The organism is Paenibacillus sp. SAFN-054, from assembly GCF_051966755.1.
GTDB lineage: Bacteria > Bacillota > Bacilli > Paenibacillales > Paenibacillaceae > Paenibacillus_AQ.
Genome location: NZ_JBQCKS010000001.1, coordinates 733,694 through 755,858 on the forward strand (window position 1 = coordinate 733,694; position 22,165 = coordinate 755,858).

Genomic DNA, 22,165 nt, shown 5'->3' on the forward strand with positions numbered 1-22,165 from the left:
ACAAAGGAGGGGGCCGCAATGAAAAAGACAAGATGGCGGCTAATCGGTTGTGCGGCGCTTGCTGTCATGATTGCGGCCGTGACTGGATGCAGCGGAACCGGGAGCGAAAATGTGACGGTCATAAATCCTCCGATTCGGGAAGCTGCGGGCAAAGTAGAGCTGGAGCGGATTGACCGCCAGGAAGATTCCTATGGTCTGGCCTGGCTGTCGGATTCCGAAATCATTACCACGCACCAGCCGAAATGGATGGAAGGCGAGCTCACCGTTCATTCGCTCGTGAAGGAAAAGGAACCGGACCGTCCGCTTGGAGTTCGGAATGCGCTGACGGTCAACCCGTCGCCGGATCTCACCCGCTTGTTCATCAGCAATCAGATGGAGGCCGGCTTCGTGAATTTGGCGGATGGCACGACAACGAAGTTGGATATCCATGAGGGAATGACCTCCTCCCTGAACGGGAACGTACGCGGGGTATGGGTCCGGGATCAAGCTTATGTGCTGGCGACGGGAGACGAACTGGTCTTGGCCGAATCCGGCAGCGGGCAAGTCACGCCGCTCGTCCAGCTGAAGGATGCCCAGACGATCGTGAAGATTGATGCAGCATCACGGACTGCGGATCCGGGCCGGTTTACCGTATACTATTTGGATCAAGACCATGCGCTTTATGCACTGGATGCCGCGCCTTTCCAACATCACGGATCAGAGGGCGTACAGGCTCCGAAGCTGATTCGCGGCAAGGTGGAGGACTTCTCCGTTTCACCTGATGGCAGCCGGTTGGCCGTTGCCGAAGAGACCGGTGACAACAAAAATACAGTATTGCTCATCCCCGCCGATGGCAAAGGTGAAACAACGATCTTGGCCGAGGGGCGTCTTGCCAGACAAATATCCTGGTCACCGGACGGATCCAAGCTCGCCTATTCACTATTCAACCTTGAAAGGGGCGGATCGGGGCTGTATGTTATGGACGCGAAGACGGGCCACACGACGCTGGTCTCTTTGTACCCCAACCTGCAAAGCCTGCTGCTGTGGAGTCCTGACGGCAGAAGGCTGATGATGAGCCAGGAGAATCCCGAGATGAACCTGACGACGGTGAATACCAAGCTGATGACCGAGATCTACCGTTTTAAATGATTTGAGATAAAGAGAGGTGCAATGGTTTTGAGGAAGAAATCGATATGGATGCTGCTCGCTTTGACGAGCGCCATCGCGATTGCCGGCTGCGGGAATGCCAATAACGTGACGGTGCAGGAGCCGGTAAAGCAGAATGAACCGCAGGAGAATACGGCTCAGCCGCCTGAGGAATCGAAGGAGGATACGCTTGAACAATTCAAGCTCCTCACGGCGCAGGCCAAGGAACCGGGAGAGGTCATTGCTTTTCTGGATGAGAATATGCCAAAAGTGGATGCCAAGCAAGGGGATCAATTATTTCTGGAGCTGGAGAAGTTCTACGACCGGTATTTGCCCAGCCTGAACGATAACTTCCAGACGATGCTGTCCAAGCCGGAAACCGCGCAAAAAATGAACGAAATCGGTTATCCGATCGACATCAACAATATCAAGGGCGACGATACCCTGAAACAGTGGCTGCTGAATCAGCAGGATGGGGGACTTGCGCTCGGTAATACGGAAGGGATGTTCTATTGGAAGGTGGACTACAAGGCGCTGCAGAAATTTAACAATAACGTCTCGAACGATATCAAGAGCTATATCGCGCTCAAGACCGAGGAATCCGAGAAGCCTTATTTTGAGGATGGTGCCATCACAATTACGCGGGAGCAGCTGGGAGACCGGATTTTGAAGGCAGAGTATTATCTGACCGAGAACCCGGACGGATTGAGGGCCAAGGACGTGCTTCAAATATATACCATGTACTTGAACACCTATTTGTCGGATTATCGATATGACGCGGTAGACGATAAGACCTTAAAGCTTCTTCCTGCCGTCAAAAAAAGCTATCACGATTTTATCAGCGGCCACCCGGAATCCAAGACGGCCATTCTGGTCAAAAAATATATCGAGGTTCTGGATCAAAACCATGACGTCATTTACGAAAAAGGAAAAGACAGCATTCAAGGACCTCCCAAACCGGATATACAATCCTTTTGGGACTCCATCGATATGAAGGTGAGCAGTCTGTTTGTGTCTTGATAAATCATTGTTCAATAGACGCGGATATTCCGCGTCTTTTTGCGTCTGTCGCCCAGCGGAAGCAGTCCCCTTCAAATGACTTCAAGCGGCAATCTATGTATAATCGGATATGAAAGTTTGTAAACAGTACATACGAACAGGAGTCGTTCATACATGAAAGAAGGATATCAAAAGGGGAACTGGAGAGCTTTTATACGCTTAATACGCGAGACGAAGCCCTCCGTGTGGATGTTATCCGTCGCGGTAGCTTTGAGCATCATTTCAACCTTGGTCAGTCTTGTTGTGCCGCTGTTTACGAAAGGGCTGGTGGACAGCTTTACGGTGGACAGCATCAAGCCCTCCCAGATTGTCTGGCTTGTCGTCAGCTTCGTCGCTTCCGCCATTTCCGGGGGCATCTCGATTTATCTGCTGAACAGGCTTGGACAGGAAGTGGTCGCCAAGCTGCGCGACAGGCTGTGGAAAAAGCTGCTGAAGCTGACGATACCGTATTACGACAATCATCGTACCGGTGATACCATCAGCCGGATGACCAATGATACGGCGGTGCTTAAAGGACTGGTAGCGGAACATGTCACGGGCTTTTTCAACGGTGTCATTTCCATGGTGGGGGCCATCGTTATTTTGCTCCTGCTTGACTGGAAAATGACCCTGATTATTCTGGCGGCGATTCCGGTCACTGCTGCCGTACTGGTTCCTTTGGGACGAATCATGCTGCAAATTTCTCGCCGCCTGCAGGACGAAACGGCGAATTTTACGACGGTGTTGAACCAAGTGCTCTCGGAAATCCGTTTGGTGAAAGCCTCCAACGCGGAAGAGCGGGAGACCCGTGTCGGGGAGCAGGCCATTCAAGGCTTGCTCAAGCTGGGCATCCGGGAAGGTAAAATCCAGGCTTTCATCGGGCCGATCATTTCCTTCGTCATGATGGGACTCATGGTGCTTATCATCGGCTACGGGGGCATGAGGGTGTCCAGCGGAGCACTTTCTGCCGGCGATCTGGTGGCATTCATCCTGTATCTGGTGCAGATCATCATGCCGATGAACCAGATTACGATGTTCTTCACGCAGCTTCAGAAATCCGTCGGGGCCACGGAAAGAATCGTCAGCATCCTCGAAGACGGTCAGGAGAACGTATCGGAAGGCAAGACCCTCTCGGGTCCGATCCAGACGATCGAGCTTTCGCATGTGCATTTTTCGTATGAACTTGGCGATACCGTCCTCCATGACATCAGCTTTTCGCTGGAGCCTGGCAAAGTGACGGCTGTCGTCGGGCCGAGCGGCGGTGGCAAAACAACCCTATTCTCCGTCATCGAGCGCTTCTATCTGCCTGATCGCGGCACGATTCGGGTTGGCGGGCAGGATGTGGCCGAGTTCTCGCTCGAGTCCTGGCGCAGACAGATCGGATATGTTCCTCAGGAAAGCCCGATTATCGCAGGGACAATCCGTGACAACATATGTTATGGCATGGACCGTGAGATCGGCGATGACGAGATGAAACGGGCCGCTCATATGGCATATGCCGATATTTTTATCGATGAGCTTCCTGAAGGCTACGAAACAGAGGTCGGAGAACGAGGCATTAAGCTGTCGGGAGGCCAGCGTCAGCGGATATCCATTGCCCGCGCCCTGCTTCGGAATCCGCAGATATTGATGTTGGACGAAGCAACGTCAAGCCTTGACAGCCAGTCGGAGGTGTTCGTGCAGAAAGCGCTGCAGAACCTCATGAAGGGGCGCACGACGCTGGTCATTGCCCATCGTTTATCGACCGTTGTAGACGCTGACCAGATCCTTTTCATAGAAAAGGGCCACATTACCGGCAGGGGAACCCATCATGAATTAATAGAAAGCCATTCGATGTATCGCGAATTTGCCAACCAGCAGTTGCGGATTGCGGATATCTCTTCTCAGGCATCTGTTTGATCTTTATTGACTTTGAAGGTCCCGGACTCTATAATGAATTTATACCCCTAAGGGTATAACGGAGTCATATTTCATGGAGGTGGAATGCATGGCGGTGACGAACGTTTCGGAAAGTAATTTTTCTTCGGCCGTGATGAAATCCAATAAACCGGTTTTGGTTGATTTTTGGGCCCCATGGTGCGGTCCCTGCCGGATGGTTGCTCCCGTCCTGGAGGAACTGGACAAGGAAATGGGCGATAAAATCAAAATCGTCAAAGTTAATGTGGACGACAATCAGAGACTGGCATCGTTGTTTCAGGTGCAGAGCATACCGACAATGAAGCTGTTTAAGGATGGCCGCGTGGCTGCGACCTATGTAGGCTTCCAGCCCAAACAACAGCTGAAGGCACAGTTAGAACGACACATCTAAGAAAGTTTAATGACCGTTTAGGGTAATGAATGATGATCGGCATTTAACATATATTCGAGGAGGAACCTGCATCCATGTGGTGGTTGTTGTTATTGATCGCCGTCCTCGCTGCGGTAGCGGCCTGGTGGGCCGTGCGTGAATATACGCCGGTCACCGGGCTCACTTTCGTGAATCCTGACGAGCTCCGGGGACAAGTGAATGAAAGACAGGAGCTGCAAATGCTCGATGTGCGAGATGCCGTGGACTATATCAAGCATCACGTGCCGGGGTCCATTAACATTTCCATGGGGAGGCTGCCCTTTGTTCATCAGTCGCTACTGGCATCGGAAGAACCGGTGCTGATACTGGCGGAGAACTGTCGTCAGACCAAAAAGGCGGCGCGCATGCTGAAACGTTATGGATTCATGCGTTTATATGCACCCCGGCATGGAGAAGGAGCATCCGGCTGCGGTGTCTGCTGCTAACCTGAGCAAGCGTTCCAAGCTTAAGGGGCATCCGTACGGGGCGGTATTCAACTTTTTGCCTGAGAGGAGGATAAGTCATGGAATATGACGGCAGCGTCATCAGACGGCTGAAGCGTCTCGAAGGCCAGACGCGGGGAATACTGAAGATGATGGAAGAAGGCAAGGACTGTAAAGAGGTCGTTTCCCAGCTTTCGGCTGTTCGCAGCGCAGCGGATAAAGCGATAGCTTACATCGTGGCAACGAACCTTGAGCAGTGCATTCGGGAGACCAAGGAAGAACATGGCGATCCACGCCGTCAGGTGAATGAGGCCGTGGAACTGCTCATGAAAAGCCGCTGAGAGAACTGGAGGCTTGGAGGTTTAATTGAGGACGTAACGGGTAAGTATAGGCGGGAAAGCATCTTGCAGCTTAGGAGGAGGTACATTATATGTTCCACTACACCATTGAAACCGCCAAAACGCCCGAAGAAGCGATCGAGTCGCTTACATCCCATTTGAAGGAAGAGAAGTTCGGCGTGCTGTGGCATCTGAATTTGCAGGAAAAGCTGAATGAAAAGGGAGCCGATTTCAAACAGCCGTATCATATTCTTGAAGTTTGCAACCCGTTGGAAGCGAAGCGGGTCCTGACCGAGGAGTCTGTTGCAGGCTACTTTCTTCCTTGTAAAATCGCGGTGTATGAAGCAAACGGAAAGACCCAAATCGGCATGCCTAAGCCGACAGCTCTGATCGGGCTGCTGGAGAACGATGCGCTCGCAGCCATTGCGGAGGACGTTGAAAAACGGTTGATCGGCTGCATAGACAAAAGCCGTTAATGCATATGTATTTATGAAAGAAAGGGCCCGGCGATAAGCGCTGGGCCCTTTCTTTCCTATAAAGGAGAAAGTCAAAAGCGAAGGCGCAAGTTATGATGATTGCTTGTCGGGAGTAAACGAGGCTGCTTGATAATGCTTGTATCCACCGGTCAAATTCGCGACATCAAATCCTTGTTGCCGTAAAATTCGAACGGCGGTGTATCCTCTGAAACCGACTTGGCAGTATACGAGCAGCTTCTTGGATGGATCCAGTTCATTGCTGCGCTCCCTTAATTCATCCAGCGGAATATTCACGGCATCGGGGATGTGGCCGGCATCGTATTCCTGCGGTGAGCGCACATCGAGCAGGAAGGTGTTCTCCGGATCGCGATCCTGAATGTCGGTTAGAGAAATGAGCGGAGAAATCCCGCTAAGATCGTTCTGAGCAACGAAGCCTGCCATATTCACCGGATCTTTGGCGGAAGAATAAGGGGGCGCATAGGCCAGCTCCAGCTCCGTCAAGTCGTGAATAGTTCCTTTCAGGCGAATGACCGTGGCCAGAACATCGATGCGTTTATCCACGCCGTCGTGTCCCAGTGCTTGTGCACCGAGCACCTTGCCTTGCGGGTCATAGATGAGCTTGAGCGTTATGGGCTCGGCTCCTGGATAATAACCTGCATGTGATCCGGGATGAACGAGCGCAGCATGATAAGGGATACCGAGGCGCCGCAGGGTGCGTTCATTGCTGCCCGTGCTTGCGGCGGTGAGCCCGAAAATTTTCAGGATGCTCGTTCCTTGCACCCCTTCGTACCGGGAGGGAAGTCCGGCAATATGATCAGCGGCGATCCTCGCCTGTTTGTTGGCCGGACCGGCCAGCGGCACGGACGTTTGGCTTCCCGTGACCCAATCGGTTATCTGGATGGCATCCCCTACCGCGTATACGCCGTCGTAATTCGTCCGAAGATGTTCATCTACGACGATATGGCCTTTAGGACCAAGCTCGATGCCCGAGCCATGAAGAAATGCGGTATCCGGCGCAACGCCAATCGCCAAGATGACCAGATCGGCATGATGGGTATGGCCGCTTTTCAGGGTAACGTTCACGCCGTTGTCATCCGCGGAACCGAACTTGGATACAGCATCTCCGAGCAGCAGACGGATGCCGTGCTGCTGCATTTCTTGTTCGGCTATGGTGACCACATCATCGTCGAATGGGGCAAGAATGTGCGGGGAGGCTTCCACCAGAGTCACTTTAAGGCCGCGTTCCGTCAGCACTTCGGCCATCTCCACGCCAATGAATCCGCCTCCGATCACGGTCACCGTCTTAACAGTCTCCAAATCCACCATGCTCTTCATGCGATCCGTATCCGGGATGTTGCGAAGGCTTAAAATTCTGGGGTGATCGATACCTTCCAGGGACGGTCTGATCGGTTTGGCACCAGGAGAGAGGATCAAGACGTCGTAGGACTCTTCATAGGTCTCCAGCCCATTTTGCCGGATCGTTACACGTTTGTCCTTCGTATTAATCCCGATGGCTTCATTGTTGACCCGGACATCGATCTTTGAGCGCTTCTTCATGGTTTCGGGCGTTTGAACCAGCAGCTTCGAGCGGTCTTGAATCGTACCGCCTATGTAATAAGGCAGTCCGCAATTAGCAAAAGAAATGTACTCATCGCGTTCTAGCATAATAATTTCGGCATCTTCGTCCAGTCTTCTGAGTCTGGCGGCAGCGGTTGCGCCGCCGGCCACGCCGCCGACGATGATTACTTTTTTACTCATGGAAGTTTCCTCCTCAAAATGATGTATCTTGCTGCATTGGGATGGGGACGAATCCAACTTCTCTAAGACAGGATCTCAACGACCTCGGCAGCCTTGGGATCCTTCAAGCTATAAATCACTTCACTGCCCGTGCGGATTCCTTCGATGATTCCTGCGCTCCGCAGCTTTTGCAAATGCATGGACAGGGTCGATTGCTGAACCTTCAGGCAAGACTGCATATCCGTAACGTTGCAGCTCCCTTTTGTCATCAATTTCTTGACGATGCAGATTCGAACGGGATGGGCCAGCGTTTTCAGCCATTCAGCCTGCTGCCGGAATTGGTCAGACATCCTTAACACTTCCTTCTTTTTGATTACAACGTCATGATATCATGATATCATGATATGGAGATGTGATATTTGTCACACTTGATTGCGCGGTGTATTACCTATGATGAAATGGAGGACGGACTGACGGTATTCCGGTAAGCGGGTCGGTCTGTACATCAAACGATCTTAGTCGGGTTTCAAAGCCGCCCCAAATGTTGACTTTCATAAAATGGAAGGAGCCTTTCAATTGCAGGTAATTATGCTTGGTCCCTTAATGCTGAAATATTCGCTGCTCATGATGATCGTGGCCGTGGCTGCAGGTTATTGGACAGCGCTGACCCGGATCAGACATCTGGAAACTGTGACGCGCAAGAATGTTATGGACGATCTCCTGACAACCCTGCTCATTGGGATACTGGTATGGAAATTCAGTACGATTATTTTTGACTTTAAGTCTGTCATCCGGTCGCCGCTTTCTTTGCTTTACTACTCGGGCGGGATGCCCGGAGTCATACTTGCCGTTGTTACCGGGTTCATTATTCTCGCTTATAAGTGCTTCAGGTACCGCAAAGCATGGGTGCTCTATGCCAATACGGCACTGACATGGCTGATGTCCGGTTACGCTGTTTTTAGCCTCCTCCGGTTTATCCTGATAGACGGCGGAATACCGGCCGTCAGCTGCGCTCTCGTTTCAGCATGCGTGATCGTATATCAATTTCGTCACAAAGAGCAGCTGTACAGCACCTATCATCTGAATGTAACGGTGCTCTGGACGGGACTGGCTTTATTCGCCTCATCCCTTCTAGACAAAGCCCATGATCCCGTATGGTTAGGGATCGGAAGCATGCAGTTGTTTCTGATTTTTGTTTCCATTCTTTCTCTCGTTTTGAAGGTCATTCAGGAGAAAAGAAAGCCGCTTTAATAAAGTTAAACACTTCCCTAATATAATAAAAGGGAAATAAGAGATTCCTTGCGACCTTTTAGTTGCTCCACCTAGGACGTAAACTCGCAGTTTTTAAATTCTGTTTCTGCATAAGCCGCGCATATACGCGGCTTTTTTTGGTGATCATACGAATTTTAGGCCAGAGTTTCATTGACATCTTTCCGGTAAAGTGAATATAATGTGCTTAACAAGTTTATATATGAATATATGCTCATATTATATTTACAGTTTGGATCGGAGGCATTACGATGGCAGAAGCAACCGGCAAAGTGAAACGGGAGCTCCTTCTGGACGGTTTGGATTGCGCAAGCTGTGCCATGAAAATTGAAGACGGCGTGAAGAAAATGGATGGCATTTCAAGCTGCTCCGTCAATTTCGTGAAGCAAACGTTAACCTATGAAACCGATACAGAGAACGAACAGCTGTTGACCCATGTGAAGAGCAAAATCAGAAAGCTTGAGCCGCATGTGAAGGTTCTGGATCATCCCAAGCCTCGTGGCGCTGGCAAACCATCGGGACATTCGCATCATCATAACCAGGGTCACGATCACGCACATTCGCATCAACATGCACATGGAGAGGAAAGACATTCTCATTCTCATTCTCATGATCATGGCAGCGGCGGGACGAAAGTGATGGCGATCCGGCTGGGCATCGGTGCGATCCTGACAGCTGCAGGACTGCTGCTGAATGCGAACGCCTATGTCGAACTGGCCATTTTTCTGGCTGCCTATTTGGTGGTCGGCGGCGATATCGTGCTGCAGGCGATCAAGAACATCATCCGCGGTCAGGTCTTCGACGAATACTTCCTGATGTCGGTTGCGACGATCGGCGCCTTCGGCGTCGGACAGTATCCGGAAGGCGTCGCGGTTATGCTCTTTTATCAAGTCGGCGAGATGTTCCAGGGCATCGCGGTGAACCGTTCCCGCAAGTCGATCAGCGCGATCATGGATTTGCGTCCCGACTATGCCAACCTGAAGTCTGGCAGCGAGACGAAACGCGTAGCGCCGGAAGAAGTGCAGGTTGGCGACCTGATTGTGGTGAAGCCGGGCGAGAAAGTGCCTCTGGACGGCGTTGTGATTGAGGGAAGTTCATTGGTGGATACATCGGCATTAACGGGAGAATCCGTTCCGCGCGAGATGGAGACAGGCAGCGATGTGCTGAGCGGGTTCGTGAACAAGAATGGCGTGCTTACTATTAAAGTCACGAAAGGTTTCGGCGAATCGACCGTATCCAAGATCCTCGATTTGGTGCAAAATGCGAGCAGCAAAAAGGCGCCGACGGAAAATTTCATCACTAAATTCGCCAGATACTATACGCCGGTCGTTGTGATCGTGGCGCTGCTGCTGGCGCTTGTGCCGCCGCTGATCCTGAGTGGAGCCGCTTTTTCGGATTGGATCTACAGAGCTCTTATTTTCCTTGTTATTTCTTGTCCCTGTGCACTTGTGGTATCGATCCCGCTCGGCTTCTTCGGAGGCATCGGGGCTGCGTCCAAATCAGGCATTCTGATTAAAGGAAGCAACTATCTGGAAGCGCTGAATGATGTTGAGTACGTTGTGTTCGACAAAACGGGCACACTGACCAAAGGCGCCTTCAAAGTAACGGATATCCATCCGGTCGCCCAGGGTAAAGATGCGGCAGATGAACTGCTCGAAATTGCGGCTTACGCAGAATATCATTCGACGCATCCGATTGCGGAATCGATTCGGGCCGCCTACGACCATGAGCTTGACGAAGCCCGCATTGACGATTATAACGAAATTTCCGGGCACGGCATTCAGGTCAAGGTGGATGGGAAGAATGTGCTTGCCGGCAACGCCAAGCTGATGCATCCGGAAGGCATCTCTTTCGAAACGCCGGGACAGGCGGGAACGACCATTCATATCAGCATGGACGGCAAGTATGCCGGTTATATTACGATTTCGGACGAGGTGAAGGATGACGCAGCTGAAGCCATCCGTACCTTGAAGCAGATGGGCAAAAAGACCGTCATGCTGACTGGGGATTCCAAATCTGTTGGCGAAGCGGTTGGCCGCACGCTGGGACTCGATGAGGTCCATGCCGAGCTCCTCCCGCAGCATAAGGTTGAAGAAATCGAGAAGCTGGACGCCAAAAAATCCCCGAACAAAAAGATCGTGTTCGTCGGGGACGGAATCAACGACACACCGGTGCTCGCCCGGGCGGACGTCGGTGTCGCGATGGGAGGTCTTGGATCCGATGCGGCGATCGAAGCGGCGGACGTTGTCATCATGACAGACGAACCGTCGAAGATCGCAGCTGCGATTCACATCGCGAAACGTACGCGCAGTATCGTCTGGCAGAACATTATTTTCGCATTGGGCGTCAAAGGCATCTTCCTGCTGCTGGGCGCTTTCGGGATTGCGACGATGTGGGAAGCCGTTTTTTCGGATGTCGGCGTTACGCTTCTTGCGGTGCTGAATGCCATGCGTGTACTGAAGGTGAAGTAGTTACACCGCAGCAAAGCCTCCTGTCATGACAGGAGGCTTCTTGTTGCAGTGATTCTATTTGATTTCGTAAGGCAGCTCAAAGGTCCACAGATCCGTTCCGTTGTGCGGGGAATCAGGATCTGTCACGCCGAAGTCGTTGTCGTTCACAATGACGATCTTGCGGCCGTTTACAAGCGAAATGCCTTCGATTTTTTCGTTAGGATATTTGAATTCGACTGCATCCAGGACGGTACGCTTGAGCGGTGTTTGAATGCCTGCTTGAAGCAGTTCGTTCAGGCTCAGCTGCTCGAGCGTTTTGCCGGTCTTAGCCGTTTCATCGTATTGGCCGAGGATGTTCGAAGCGTTCTTCAAATCGATCGAGAAGATTTTTTTCAGCTGAGCCGCATCTCCGGCATTTTTGTCGCGTTCATCGATCAGGAGCGTATTCTCGTTGACCACGTACATGTCGGAAATGACGATATCCGATTGCTTCAAGTCCTTAAACTGTTTGGCGTCTTCGGTTATATACGCGTACTCGGCAACCGGCTTCAGCGTGGAAAGGTCGATTTTAAGGATGCGAAGCGTGCGGGAATTGTCAACGCTTTTGTCGGGATTCCGAAGCGGGCTTTGCATCGCCATGAACATCCATTTGCCATCCGGCGTAATTCCCACCGCTTCAGCACCGCGATTCTGGCGCCGGGTCAAGTACACGGCAGGAAGAATGGTCTTCAGCGGCAGTGCGGATGTATCCAGCTCGGAGTTGATTCCTATTGGCGCGATTCGCTGAAGCAGGGTACCGTCCCGTTTAACCTGCACGAGGTATGGACCGTATTCGTCAGAAATCCAGAACGTGTCGTCCTGCGGGTTATAAGCCAATCCTTCGACATCCAGACCATAGGGGTCATAAGATATCACTTGTTTGGCAGCTTGATCGTAAGGCACTTCATCTCGGGATTGAAGGTTCGGGAGACCCGTAATGAGATTCGTGCCCGTGACCGGGTCCTTGCCGTTTATTTTCAGCGGAATCGTATCCAGAATGCTGATTTGATCCTGATTCAGCTGGATTTTATAAATGGTCGGCGTGTAGCTTGGAAGCGGGAAGGTGCGGCGAGTCGTGCCGTTAACGTCCACCTCGCCGTTCGGTCCGCGGTCGGCCGTCGTATAGAATACATTGTCCGGATCGCCCGGGATATGGGTGAGCGAGGAACCGATGCCGAATTTGATACCTTCCGCCAGATCCTGATGATGAAGCGTATATTTGCCTGTTAATGAAGGTTTGTCCGTGAATGACGCGGTTTTGGTTGCAAGGTCGTAATCGACGTATTTTCCGAGCAGGTTCGCGAGGTCGCGTACAGGCAAAAACAGGCGTCCCTCCTGCTCAATAGCGGGCGTGGAGGGGGTGAAGGCATTACCGTTTGCGGAGTATTTCACTTCCGGCGAAGCGGCATGGGCGGATGGTAGCATAGCGCTTCCGACGGTCAGTGCGGCGAGCGCGGAAATAAACCATTTTTTGTTCATATTCGAGAGAAACCCCTTTTCAAATGATGGATTCGTAGGTTATGTATCATAGGAGTATTGTATAGGCCGATTATCAACGCCGCGTCAACGGCATGTCAGATGAACGTAAAATGTCGCGATGGATGTACATGAGCAGGAAACAGGCAGAATAATCTGGTACAATAGGGGTCACTAAAGAAAGATTCTTATTTGGAGAGAGGGATATTGAAATGAATATATCGGAAGCCATTCGAACACGCAGAAGCGTCGGCAAAGTCACGCAGGAGGATGTTCCCACTTCGCAAATCGAGCAAATTCTGGAGGCAGGCACCTGGGCACCGAACCACCGGATGACCGAGCCATGGCGCTTTTTCGTGCTTCGCGGCGAGGGACGCAGGGTGCTCGGGGAAGCGCTTGCGGACGTCGCTCTGGCGATGTCGGCTGATCCCGCTTCGCCGGAAGCGGCAGCCGCCGCGGAATCAGCCCGAATGAAACCGTTGCGTGCTCCTGTCATTATTACGGTAGCCGTGACGCCAAAAGAGCATGAGAAGGTCATTGAGCTCGAGGAATACGGCGCCGTATTCGCGGCCATTCAAAATATGCTGCTTGAAGCCCACGGCCTGGGTCTCGGCGCAATCTGGAGAACCGGTGAGCCGACCTATCATGCGAAAATGAATGAGCATTTCGGACTGGGCGATCACGACAAGGTGCTAGGGTTCATATATCTGGGCGTACCGGCAGAAGTATCGCAGACGAACGCCAAACGCAAACCTTTTCAGAATCTTACCGTTTGGGTGGATGAGGAAGGCCCTATCGGAAAGCCGGAATAATCAATCATACTAATAGCCTTTTGGAGCCTGAGCACGTGTGGATGCGCGTGTTCAGGCTTTTGACATTCGGTAATGTGAAGAAGGAGCATTCAAAGCACAAGAGGACACAAAAAAAGACTCTCTTATCAACCAGAGAGCCTGCTCTTTTTTACCCGTGCTGGGTATGCTGAAGCGTCTGAACAAAAATTTGTTCGATATGCGTATCATCAAGCGAGTAGTAGACGGTTTTGCCTTCCTTGCGGCGTTTGACGATTCTTAAATTCCTTAAGTAACGGAGCTGATGCGATACGGCCGATTGACCCATGCCTAGCAGAACCGTCAAATCATGGACGCAAAGTTCTCTCTGCAGCAGCGCATCAATGAGCTTCACCCGGGTAGGGTCGCTGAACGCCTTGAACCAGTCGGCAACCTGTGAAGCTGCTTGGTCATCGATCAGTCCTTCTTTAATTTTGCTTAGTTCCGATTCTGAACCCATGCAGGTTGCATCGCATTCTTCAATCGGATGGATGGGCTGTTCCATGGATTAATCACCTTTCTATCGGTTCCGAATTCAATTGGATCATCCCAATTATATCAAAAGTCGCTCTTAAACGGAACGATTACAGTTAAGAAAAAGAGGGGAAGGCAGTCTCTCCCCTGTTAGAAGTCGGATGATGATTTCATCATAACCTGAAAGCTCTAAAAACATACGATCTCGTGATATACTTGATGATATAGCGGGATTCGTCCAGAAGGAGAGATGATGTTTGGGCAAAAAGACACGGATTACGGTACTTGGTGTTATTTTATCCGGTATGCTATTAGCCGGTTGCGGAGCCAAGGAGGCTTCGGTACCGGCGAACAGCCATGGGGATGCAAATCAGCAGGTAGCAGCAAACGGGGATTTGCAGGAAATGACCGCGGGAACGGACAAGCTTCCGACGTTTTTGGATGCGCTGGATCCGTCTCTGAAGACGGCGTACGCGACAGCCGCTGACGTAAAGGATATTTTGGGTTCGATCCCGTGTTATTGCGGATGTGGTGAAAGCGCGGGGCATCAGAGCAACCTGAATTGCTTTATCAAAGAGGAGAGTGCTGACGGCAGTATCGTATGGGACGACCATGGCACCCGCTGCGGCGTTTGCGTGGAAACCGCGATGACGGTCTCGGAGCTGAGCAAACAAGGCAAATCGGTACAAGAAATCCGCGATACGATCGACACGACCTACTCAACGGGTGAATATGCCGCTCCAACGCCTACGCCAGAAGTATAGCGCCTGATCGATGACGGGGGGAAACAGCACGGGTGGCAGCCTGTGCTGTTTTTATTATGCTATTTTGCGTATGGATTTTCTCGATATGACGCATTTCATAACGGGAAAAATGAACTTTTTTTCCGATCAGGCTCATTATGGTTTAATATGTATATAGCAAATATATATAAAAAGTATGGTGAATCTTGATGAATATGAATACTCGGATCCCCTTGTATCAGAAAATCCAGCAATACATACTCGAACAAATACGCACGAGCGGTCTGCAGCCTGGGGAGCGGATCCCTACGGAGAAAGAGCTGATGGAACAGTTCAATGTCAGCAAAATCACCGTTGTCAAAGCCCTTTCCGGCCTGGCTGACGAGAAGATTATCGACAGGGTTCCCGGGAAGGGCAGCTTTGTCGGCACCAGCAAGCGAAAAGACGCCATCGCAGCCGCGCTGCCGGATCAACCCGAAGCAAGCGGTACAGCTGCTCTCAAAACCAGGCTGATCGGCCTCGTCATACCATCGATATTAGACTATTTCGCGATTAGGCTGATCAATGGAGTCCGAACGATGCTGGGAGAGCACGGATACCGGGTGGTGATCCTGCTGTCCGAGGGTGATATCGAGAAGGAAAAGGATGCGCTGAAGACGCTTCAGACCATGGGAGCGGAAGGTATACTGATTTTCCCTGTGGACGAGGAGCATTACAACGAGGAAATTTTGAACATGAAATTCGCCGGCTATCCGTTTGTGCTCATCGACAGGTTTTTGCCTGGCGTGGAGACCGATTACATTGCCGCGGACGGCAAGCTCGGCGCTCGCCTCGCGGTTGACTATCTGTGGGAGCTCGGGCATCGGCAAATTGCGATATGCTCGGATTCGCCGATCCAGACGGTGACCGTTCAGGAACGAATCGAAGGGTACATCAGCGCTTTGAAAAGCAAAGGTGCCATGATCAATCCTGCGCATATCATCACGGATTTTCATATCGAAAGCCTGAAAGATGCGGAAAGCCATCCGCTGTTCCGTTATATGCGCAACCGAATGGCAACAGCGTACATTACGTTAAACGGAAGATTGGGCGTCCAAATGTACCAACTCGCAAGGCAAGCCGGACTTAAAGTACCCGATGATCTGTCCATCATCAGTTTTGACGAGCCGACATCTGTTGTCGATGAGTTCAGTATTTTTACGTATATCAAGCAGTTTGAATATGAAATTGGAAGCAAAGCAGCTGCAACCATGCTTGACGTCATCCGAAGCGGGAAGCGGGAACAGACCAGGAAGTACAGCAAAATTTTGCTGAATCCCGAGCTGGTGCCAGGGCAAACGACGGGGAAACCGCCGGAAGAGCCGAAGGAATAAATAACAATAACAAAAGCAGTCATCAAAAATCTTTTCCCATGTGGAAAGGATTTTTTGGTTTGCAGAACTAGGGAAAACGTCCGAAAAAAAGGTGCCTATGGGTTCATTTTCTAAAAATACATATTGAACATATTAAATATATAATATATTATAATTCCAAAGTCTGTAAGAAACCGCAAGCGTTAAGGGAGGGAATAAACGAAAGCCAGACAAATGAACAAAGTGTAACCGCTTACAATTATTAGGCAGGTTCATCAACCAACTGGAAAAGAGGTGAGTTTCATGAAGTCATCCTTACTCTGGAAAAGGGTGTGGCGCCACAAGCTGTTTTACCTGTTCCTGATGCCCGGCATTGTATGGTTTTTTATGTTTTCTTATGTTCCGCTCTATGGTCTTCAGGTCGCGTTCAGGGATTTCACGTTTGTTGGCGGCTTTACGGGGAGCCCTTGGGCGGGGCTGAAGTACTTTCAGCAATTCTTTGATTATTACCAGTCCTCAGACATCATCCGGAATACCATTGTCATCAGCTTGATGAAGCTGCTCATCGGTTTTCCGATGCCGATCATGCTGGCAATCCTCCTCAATGAAATCCGCACCATGAAATTCAAGAAAACGATCCAAACGTTATCATACCTCCCATACTTCGTCTCCTGGATCGTGGTCGTCACGCTTATGCAGCGTCTTCTTTCCCTGTACGGAGGACCGCTGAACGATCTGCTATCCTCCTTGGGGACGGAGCCCGTCCAATTCATGAACAATACGACATGGTTTTATCCGTTAGTCCTGGGCTCGGATATCTGGAAGAACATCGGCTGGAATTCGATTATCTATATGGCTGCGATTGCAGGTATCGACCAGCAGCTGTACGAAGCCGCCAAAATCGACGGTGCCGGCCGCTTCCGGCAGATTTGGCACGTCACGCTGCCGGGAATCCGCAATATCGCAGTCATCTTGTTCATTCTCGCGACGGGAAGCTTGATGAGTGCGGGATTTGAACAGCTGCTTCTGTTAAACGGGCCGGCAACCGCCAACATAGGCAGCGTGCTGGACGTGCATGTCATTACCTCAGGCATTCAGCAGGGCCGGCTAAGCTACGCGGCAGCGGTCGGGCTATTCCAAAGCACCATCGCCCTGATCCTGATCGTGACCGTGAACTGGATTGCCCGCAAAGTCAGCGACGTATCACTGTTTTAGGGGAGGGCTTTGATGAAAACCCGTTCGTTTTCCGTATTCAATGTATTGAATTACATCCTGTTAACCCTGTTTGGATTCCTGATGATCTACCCGTTCATCTATATTCTCATTTACTCGCTGAATGACGGAAAGGACTCGATGCTGGGAGCGCTCTATTTCTATCCGCGCAAGTTCACCTTGGAAAATTATGCGCAGGTATTCGACAACAGGCAGATCTGGCAGGCTTACAAAATCACGATTCTGCGCACGCTGATCGGCACTTCGCTGCATGTGCTGCTGTGCACGCTGATGGCTTACGCACTCTCGAAAAGGACGCTGCCGGGCCGAACGTTCTTTACCTTTTATATTTTTCTGCCCACGATATTCAGCGCCGGCTTTATTCCGTATTTCATTACGCTGCAAAAGCTGCACTTGATCAACTCGTTTTGGGTATACGTGATTCCGATGCTTTTCAACTTCATGCATATCGTCATTATCCGGACGTTCCTGCAGGGCATACCGGAGGAGATCGAGGAATCGGCCCGCATTGACGGCCTGAACGATTTTCAGATTTTTCTGCGGATCATCCTGCCGTTATCCGGTCCGGTCATTGCAACCATATCGCTGTTCATTGGCGTGGCTCACTGGAATGACTGGTTTACGGGTGCCTATTACGTTTCGAACAAGAATCTCATCCCCGTGCAGACGCTGCTGCAGCAAATGCTGACAGAAGCCGAGGCGCTGTCCTCTTCCATGCAGAGAGCGGCGCAGCAGGGCGGACAAACCGTGAACGTCAACATGGCAGGGGCTACGCCGGAATCCCTGAGGATGGCACTGCTGGTCATCACGGTATTCCCGATCCTGTGCGTGTATCCGTTCCTGCAAAGATATTTCGTCAAAGGGGTTATGATTGGCTCGGTCAAAGGCTAAGGATACAGGTTCCTAACCGGAACTTGATCATATCAATTTATGTTGGGGAGGGTTCATATGGCTAAATTGCGTGTGAAAGCGGTCTGTACTTTGATGGGGGTCATGATGCTGACCGGCCTGTTGTACGGCTGCGGCGGAGGCGGAAACGGTGAGGAATCCGGCGAAGGCGAAGGAACGACGCTGACGATTCTGAACAACTGGAACGGTTCATCCGGTCCGGACGGCGATACGACGGCCGTGACGAAAGCGATCGAGGAAAAGACAGGCATCAAGATCAAGATCGACTATACGAAAGGCAGCGAAGTGGAAAAGGTCAACACGATCTTCGCAACGCAGGATCTGCCTGACATTTACACCGGTCCTGCATGGGGCGGCGAGCTCGACGGCATTATTAAGGCGGCCAAAGAAGGGCAGCTGGTGGATCTCACCGACAAAATCGACAAATATCCCAACCTGGCGAAAGCCATCGCCAAAGAAAACGTACCTCCGGCATTGTACGAGAAAGCCATTGGAGGCATCGACGGCAAACAATACATGATGTACCAGAACCAGCCCGCCACGGGAGATGACGTAAATGACTGGCTGTACGGTTTCTACGTGCGCAAGGATATCGCGGCTAAAGTGGGCGTCGACCCGCAAGCCGTAAAGACGAAAGAGGACCTGTACCAATTCCTGAAAAAGATTAAGGATGCCAACCTGACGGAGAACGGAATGCCTGTTATGCCGCTCGGCGGCTTCCATGACGGCTGGGCCGTCGGCATCGGAAACACGCTGTTTTATGGCACCACCTATGTAGACAAGGGAGACGGCAGTCTCGAGAACGTCTTCTTCACGAAAGCTTACGAGGATTACACGTTGTATTACCGCAAGCTGATTGCCGAGGGGCTGCTGGATCCGGAAGTGTTCACCCAAACGGACCCGATCGCGAACGAGAAAATCAAGCAGGGACGCATTGCGGTGTTGGCCGCCCACTATCCTGCCATTCTCGACGCATCGAAGGATTATGTGAAGTCGCATCCGGGCACGGATTACGTTCCGGTCGGACCGCTTGAGAGAGCCGGCGCGGAAGCGAATCGTCCCGTGGATCTGGGTATTCAAGGGAACAACGTAACGGTCATCACGAAAAAAGCCAAAAACGTCGATGCCGCGCTTAAGCTGCTGGACTTCCTCGCTTCGGACGAAGGCTTCCTGCTCGTGCATTACGGCGTCGAAGGCGTCCATTGGGAGAAGGTCGACGGCAAGCCGGTCGCCAAGAAGGAATGGTTCGACAAATTTTATGAGGACACCACCGGCAAAGTGAAGCGCAATGAGGGCATTGCCATCGGACTGGAGAATATGACGGGTCTGGACCGTATAAACTCTGTCGGCGGCGGAGACATCTGGGCGGACCAAGATCGGCTCGCGGCCATGGACCATGCACGTAAAATTTTGCGCCCGAACGGCATCAGCGTCATATCAGCCTTCAACCCGTCGGACGTGATCACGAAAGCGCCGAATTGGGAGGCGCTCAAGCCTTCCATCGATCAGATGGGCGACGTATGGAAGCAGGCGATTTTCACGAAATCGGATGATGCGGCGCTGAAAGTGCTGAATGATCTGCGGGACCAGATCAAGAAGACGGGGTACGATGAAGCGATGAAGTACGTCAATGAGGAATTGAAGGGTAAAGAAGTCGTGAAACTCGCCATGCCGAACTGAGGAGGACTTGCCTAAGATGAAGCGTCTAGCGAAAAAGGCTCCGGAGTGGACGGGATTCCAGGAAGCCAGGCCTTATGGAGCTAAGTATGATTTGCGCACGGACTTTGTGATGGTCTATGGAATATCCGAGGATTTGGCTGAGCGCATTGCAGGATGGAAGAAAGCGGGGTACACGGTCCATTTGATGACAGGGGTATCCTGGGGAGAATACCAGGACTATCTGTATGGTAAGTATGATGGACGGAATCACTGGGATGAAGCGCAAATGGATCGAAGCGGTCGGCACGTGCTTCACGGTAAGGACGTCCCTTATATGGTCCCTTCCATTTCTTTCGCCGGTTATCTCGCTGCACATATCAAACAAGCCATCGATGCCGGCGTCGAAGCCATTCATATGGAGGAGCCCGAATTTTGGGCGGTGTCCGGCTATTCGGAAGCCTTTAAGCGGGAATGGCTGAATTATTACGGCGAAGAGTGGAGCCCGCCGCATGCTTCCTGCGATGCGCAGTACAGAGCTTCCAAGCTGAAGGCGGCCATGTTCTATCGGGCGATGGACCGGATATGCAGCGAAATGAAGGAGTATGCCCTGACCACATACGGCAGGACGGTCCGTTTCTACATTCCTACGCATAGCTTGATCAACTATACCCAATGGAGAATCATAAGTCCGGAGGCCTTATTTGTCTCCATGCCTTCCTGCGACGGATTTATCGCCCAAATTTGGACGGGAACAAGCCGGACGCCGAATGTCTATCAGGGAGTCCGCAGGGAAAGAACGTTTGAAACCGCCTATCTGGAATATGGAATGATGCAGGAGCTGACCAGGGGAACCGGACGTGAAATGTGGTTTCTTCATGATCCGATCGAAGATAACCCTCGATACACCTGGACGGATTACGAGCAGAACTATTTGGCTACCGTCACGGCATCGCTGCTCCATCCGGGCGTGAGCCAGTACGAGGTCTGCCCATGGCCTTATCGGGTGTTCGAGGGTACGTATCCGAAGGAGGACGGTACGGGAAAGGAACCGATTCCAGGAACCTATGCCACCAAGCTTCAGACGGTGATGCATATGCTGGGCGAAATGCACAAACATGATGCGGATATTCGTGAAACGGCTTCTGTATCCGGTATTGGTCTATGCCTCGCCAATTCGGCCATGTTCCAAAGAGGGGATGTAGAGCAATCCGATCCAGAAGCGGACTCCGCACGTTATGATGGAACGGGTCCGGATCATTCACTAGGGGTGGCGGAGAGACAGCTTCTGGACTGGTCCCCGTTCTATGGTTTGGCGCTTCCGCTTCTCAAATACGGAATTCCGCTCAGACCGCTTCAATACGACAATATTCTTCACTTTCCCGGATATCTGGATGACTACAGGGTTCTGCTGCTCAGCTATGAATTCATGAAACCGGAGCATCCCGGTATTCACCAGGTTTTGGCAGAATGGATCCGGGAAGGCGGTATTCTGATCTACATCGGGGATGGCAGTGATCCGTATCATCAGGTCAAGGAATGGTGGAACCGGGACTCCAGGCGTGAAGCTTACGGACATCCCGAGGAGCATTTGTTTGAATCTTTGGGGCTCGGACGTGTGCCGGAAGAAGGCAAGCATGCAATTGGAAGCGGGGCATTGATCCTTCACCGCCGGCACCCGGCGACTCTGGCCGAAACGGTTGAAGGTGCCGAGCTGGTCAGAAACAGCGTCCATCAAGCACTCGCCATACGAGGGGAAGACAAGGAATTCAGTGCAGGCGAAGTGCTTGACATTCACCGGGGGCCTTACCGAATCGTTCATGTTCTGGATGAGCAGGCGAAATCTGGTTCCACCCGCGAGTTTGTGCTCGAAGGCTCCTTTATTCAGCTGTTTGACGAGAATTTGTCCGTGCTGAAGAAGGTTATGCTGAAGCCTAATGACAATGCGCTGCTTTATGATTTGGCCTGGCTGGATCAAGCCCCGCTGCAGCCGCGCGTGCTGGCTGCGTCGTCAAGAATCCGGAATGAGGAATATGACGCGAATAGCTTATGCTGGACTTCGGAATCTCCCGAGGGAATTATTGTGAGCATCCGGGCCAAGGTTCCCCGTCCTCCGGTTCAGGCAGCCGTCGACGGAGCGACGATGGAATTTGAGTATGATATGGAGACAGCTACCGTGGTGTTGCACTTTCCCGGAAATCCGCAGGGCAGGTTCGTCAAGATCAGCTGGTAATCATCAGGAATGCAGCCGGAG

20 protein-coding genes are annotated in these 22,165 nt (G+C 51.6%); 16 read left to right on the forward strand and 4 right to left on the reverse strand.

The window, feature by feature from the left end; genetic code table 11:
- Positions 1-18 precede the first annotated feature (18 nt).
- From ACTHPM_RS03550 to ACTHPM_RS03580, 7 genes are all read left to right on the forward strand, one after another.
- Positions 19-1,128 carry a hypothetical protein gene (locus ACTHPM_RS03550; RefSeq protein WP_440393798.1) on the forward strand — a complete coding sequence of 370 codons (1,110 nt, stop codon included), beginning with the start codon at positions 19-21 and terminating at the stop codon, positions 1,126-1,128.
- 27 nt (positions 1,129-1,155) lie between these two features.
- Positions 1,156-2,145 carry a hypothetical protein gene (locus tag ACTHPM_RS03555; protein WP_440393799.1) on the forward strand — a complete coding sequence of 330 codons (990 nt, stop codon included), beginning with the start codon at positions 1,156-1,158 and terminating at the stop codon, positions 2,143-2,145.
- 153 nt (positions 2,146-2,298) lie between these two features.
- Complete coding sequence (locus tag ACTHPM_RS03560; protein WP_440393800.1) at positions 2,299-4,062, forward strand: ABC transporter ATP-binding protein; 1,764 nt, start codon at positions 2,299-2,301, stop codon at positions 4,060-4,062.
- A gap of 88 nt (positions 4,063-4,150) precedes the next feature.
- The gene (gene trxA / locus ACTHPM_RS03565) at positions 4,151-4,471 is read left to right on the forward strand and encodes a thioredoxin (protein ID WP_440393801.1); all 321 of its coding nucleotides are present in this window, start codon (positions 4,151-4,153) and stop codon (positions 4,469-4,471) included.
- A gap of 74 nt (positions 4,472-4,545) precedes the next feature.
- A complete protein-coding gene (locus ACTHPM_RS03570; RefSeq protein ID WP_440393802.1) occupies positions 4,546-4,935 on the forward strand; it encodes a rhodanese-like domain-containing protein in 390 nt (129 codons plus the stop codon).
- Between the two features lie 77 nt (positions 4,936-5,012).
- Entirely contained in the window at positions 5,013-5,273 is a 261-nt protein-coding gene (locus ACTHPM_RS03575; protein ID WP_440393803.1) for a metal-sensitive transcriptional regulator, read from the forward strand.
- A gap of 89 nt (positions 5,274-5,362) precedes the next feature.
- Positions 5,363-5,746, forward strand: a complete 384-nt coding sequence (locus ACTHPM_RS03580; protein WP_440393804.1) for a DUF302 domain-containing protein — start codon at positions 5,363-5,365, stop codon at positions 5,744-5,746.
- Positions 5,747-5,836: 90 nt separating this feature from the next.
- Here ACTHPM_RS03580 and ACTHPM_RS03585 read toward each other — a convergent pair whose 3' ends face one another.
- Positions 5,837-7,504 carry an FAD-dependent oxidoreductase gene (locus ACTHPM_RS03585; protein ID WP_440393805.1) on the reverse strand — a complete coding sequence of 556 codons (1,668 nt, stop codon included), beginning with the start codon at positions 7,502-7,504 and terminating at the stop codon, positions 5,837-5,839.
- Positions 7,505-7,566: 62 nt separating this feature from the next.
- A complete protein-coding gene (locus tag ACTHPM_RS03590) occupies positions 7,567-7,833 on the reverse strand; it encodes an ArsR/SmtB family transcription factor (RefSeq protein WP_440393806.1) in 267 nt (88 codons plus the stop codon).
- 226 nt (positions 7,834-8,059) lie between these two features.
- Here ACTHPM_RS03590 and ACTHPM_RS03595 point away from each other — a divergent pair, with 226 nt between their 5' ends.
- Both ACTHPM_RS03595 and ACTHPM_RS03600 read left to right on the forward strand, forming a co-directional pair.
- Entirely contained in the window at positions 8,060-8,734 is a 675-nt protein-coding gene (locus tag ACTHPM_RS03595; RefSeq protein ID WP_440393807.1) for a hypothetical protein, read from the forward strand.
- Between the two features lie 269 nt (positions 8,735-9,003).
- Positions 9,004-11,223, forward strand: coding sequence for a heavy metal translocating P-type ATPase (locus tag ACTHPM_RS03600; protein WP_440393808.1), 2,220 nt, complete (start codon positions 9,004-9,006; stop codon positions 11,221-11,223).
- Positions 11,224-11,277: 54 nt separating this feature from the next.
- Here ACTHPM_RS03600 and ACTHPM_RS03605 read toward each other — a convergent pair whose 3' ends face one another.
- Entirely contained in the window at positions 11,278-12,720 is a 1,443-nt protein-coding gene (locus ACTHPM_RS03605) for an esterase-like activity of phytase family protein (RefSeq protein WP_440393809.1), read from the reverse strand.
- 209 nt (positions 12,721-12,929) lie between these two features.
- On the opposite strand from ACTHPM_RS03605, the gene ACTHPM_RS03610 reads away from it, so the two are divergent.
- Positions 12,930-13,529 (forward strand): nitroreductase family protein, encoded by a 600-nt coding sequence (locus ACTHPM_RS03610; protein ID WP_440393810.1) that lies wholly within the window; start codon positions 12,930-12,932, stop codon positions 13,527-13,529.
- A 148-nt stretch (positions 13,530-13,677) separates the two neighbouring features.
- On the opposite strand, the gene ACTHPM_RS03615 is transcribed toward ACTHPM_RS03610, so the two are convergent.
- A complete protein-coding gene (locus ACTHPM_RS03615) occupies positions 13,678-14,049 on the reverse strand; it encodes an ArsR/SmtB family transcription factor (protein ID WP_440393811.1) in 372 nt (123 codons plus the stop codon).
- A gap of 274 nt (positions 14,050-14,323) precedes the next feature.
- Here ACTHPM_RS03615 and ACTHPM_RS03620 point away from each other — a divergent pair, with 274 nt between their 5' ends.
- The 6 genes from ACTHPM_RS03620 to ACTHPM_RS03645 all read left to right on the forward strand — a co-directional run bounded on the left by ACTHPM_RS03620 (position 14,324) and on the right by ACTHPM_RS03645 (position 22,144).
- Positions 14,324-14,782 carry a PCYCGC motif-containing (lipo)protein gene (locus ACTHPM_RS03620; protein WP_440395339.1) on the forward strand — a complete coding sequence of 153 codons (459 nt, stop codon included), beginning with the start codon at positions 14,324-14,326 and terminating at the stop codon, positions 14,780-14,782.
- A gap of 188 nt (positions 14,783-14,970) precedes the next feature.
- Positions 14,971-16,134 carry a GntR family transcriptional regulator gene (locus ACTHPM_RS03625; RefSeq protein WP_440393812.1) on the forward strand — a complete coding sequence of 388 codons (1,164 nt, stop codon included), beginning with the start codon at positions 14,971-14,973 and terminating at the stop codon, positions 16,132-16,134.
- 282 nt (positions 16,135-16,416) lie between these two features.
- Complete coding sequence (locus tag ACTHPM_RS03630) at positions 16,417-17,328, forward strand: ABC transporter permease (protein WP_440393813.1); 912 nt, start codon at positions 16,417-16,419, stop codon at positions 17,326-17,328.
- A 12-nt stretch (positions 17,329-17,340) separates the two neighbouring features.
- Positions 17,341-18,237, forward strand: a complete 897-nt coding sequence (locus ACTHPM_RS03635) for a carbohydrate ABC transporter permease (protein ID WP_440393814.1) — start codon at positions 17,341-17,343, stop codon at positions 18,235-18,237.
- Between the two features lie 57 nt (positions 18,238-18,294).
- Positions 18,295-19,935, forward strand: coding sequence for an extracellular solute-binding protein (locus ACTHPM_RS03640; protein WP_440393815.1), 1,641 nt, complete (start codon positions 18,295-18,297; stop codon positions 19,933-19,935).
- A 16-nt stretch (positions 19,936-19,951) separates the two neighbouring features.
- A complete protein-coding gene (locus tag ACTHPM_RS03645) occupies positions 19,952-22,144 on the forward strand; it encodes a hypothetical protein (protein ID WP_440393816.1) in 2,193 nt (730 codons plus the stop codon).
- Positions 22,145-22,165: the final 21 nt, after the last annotated feature.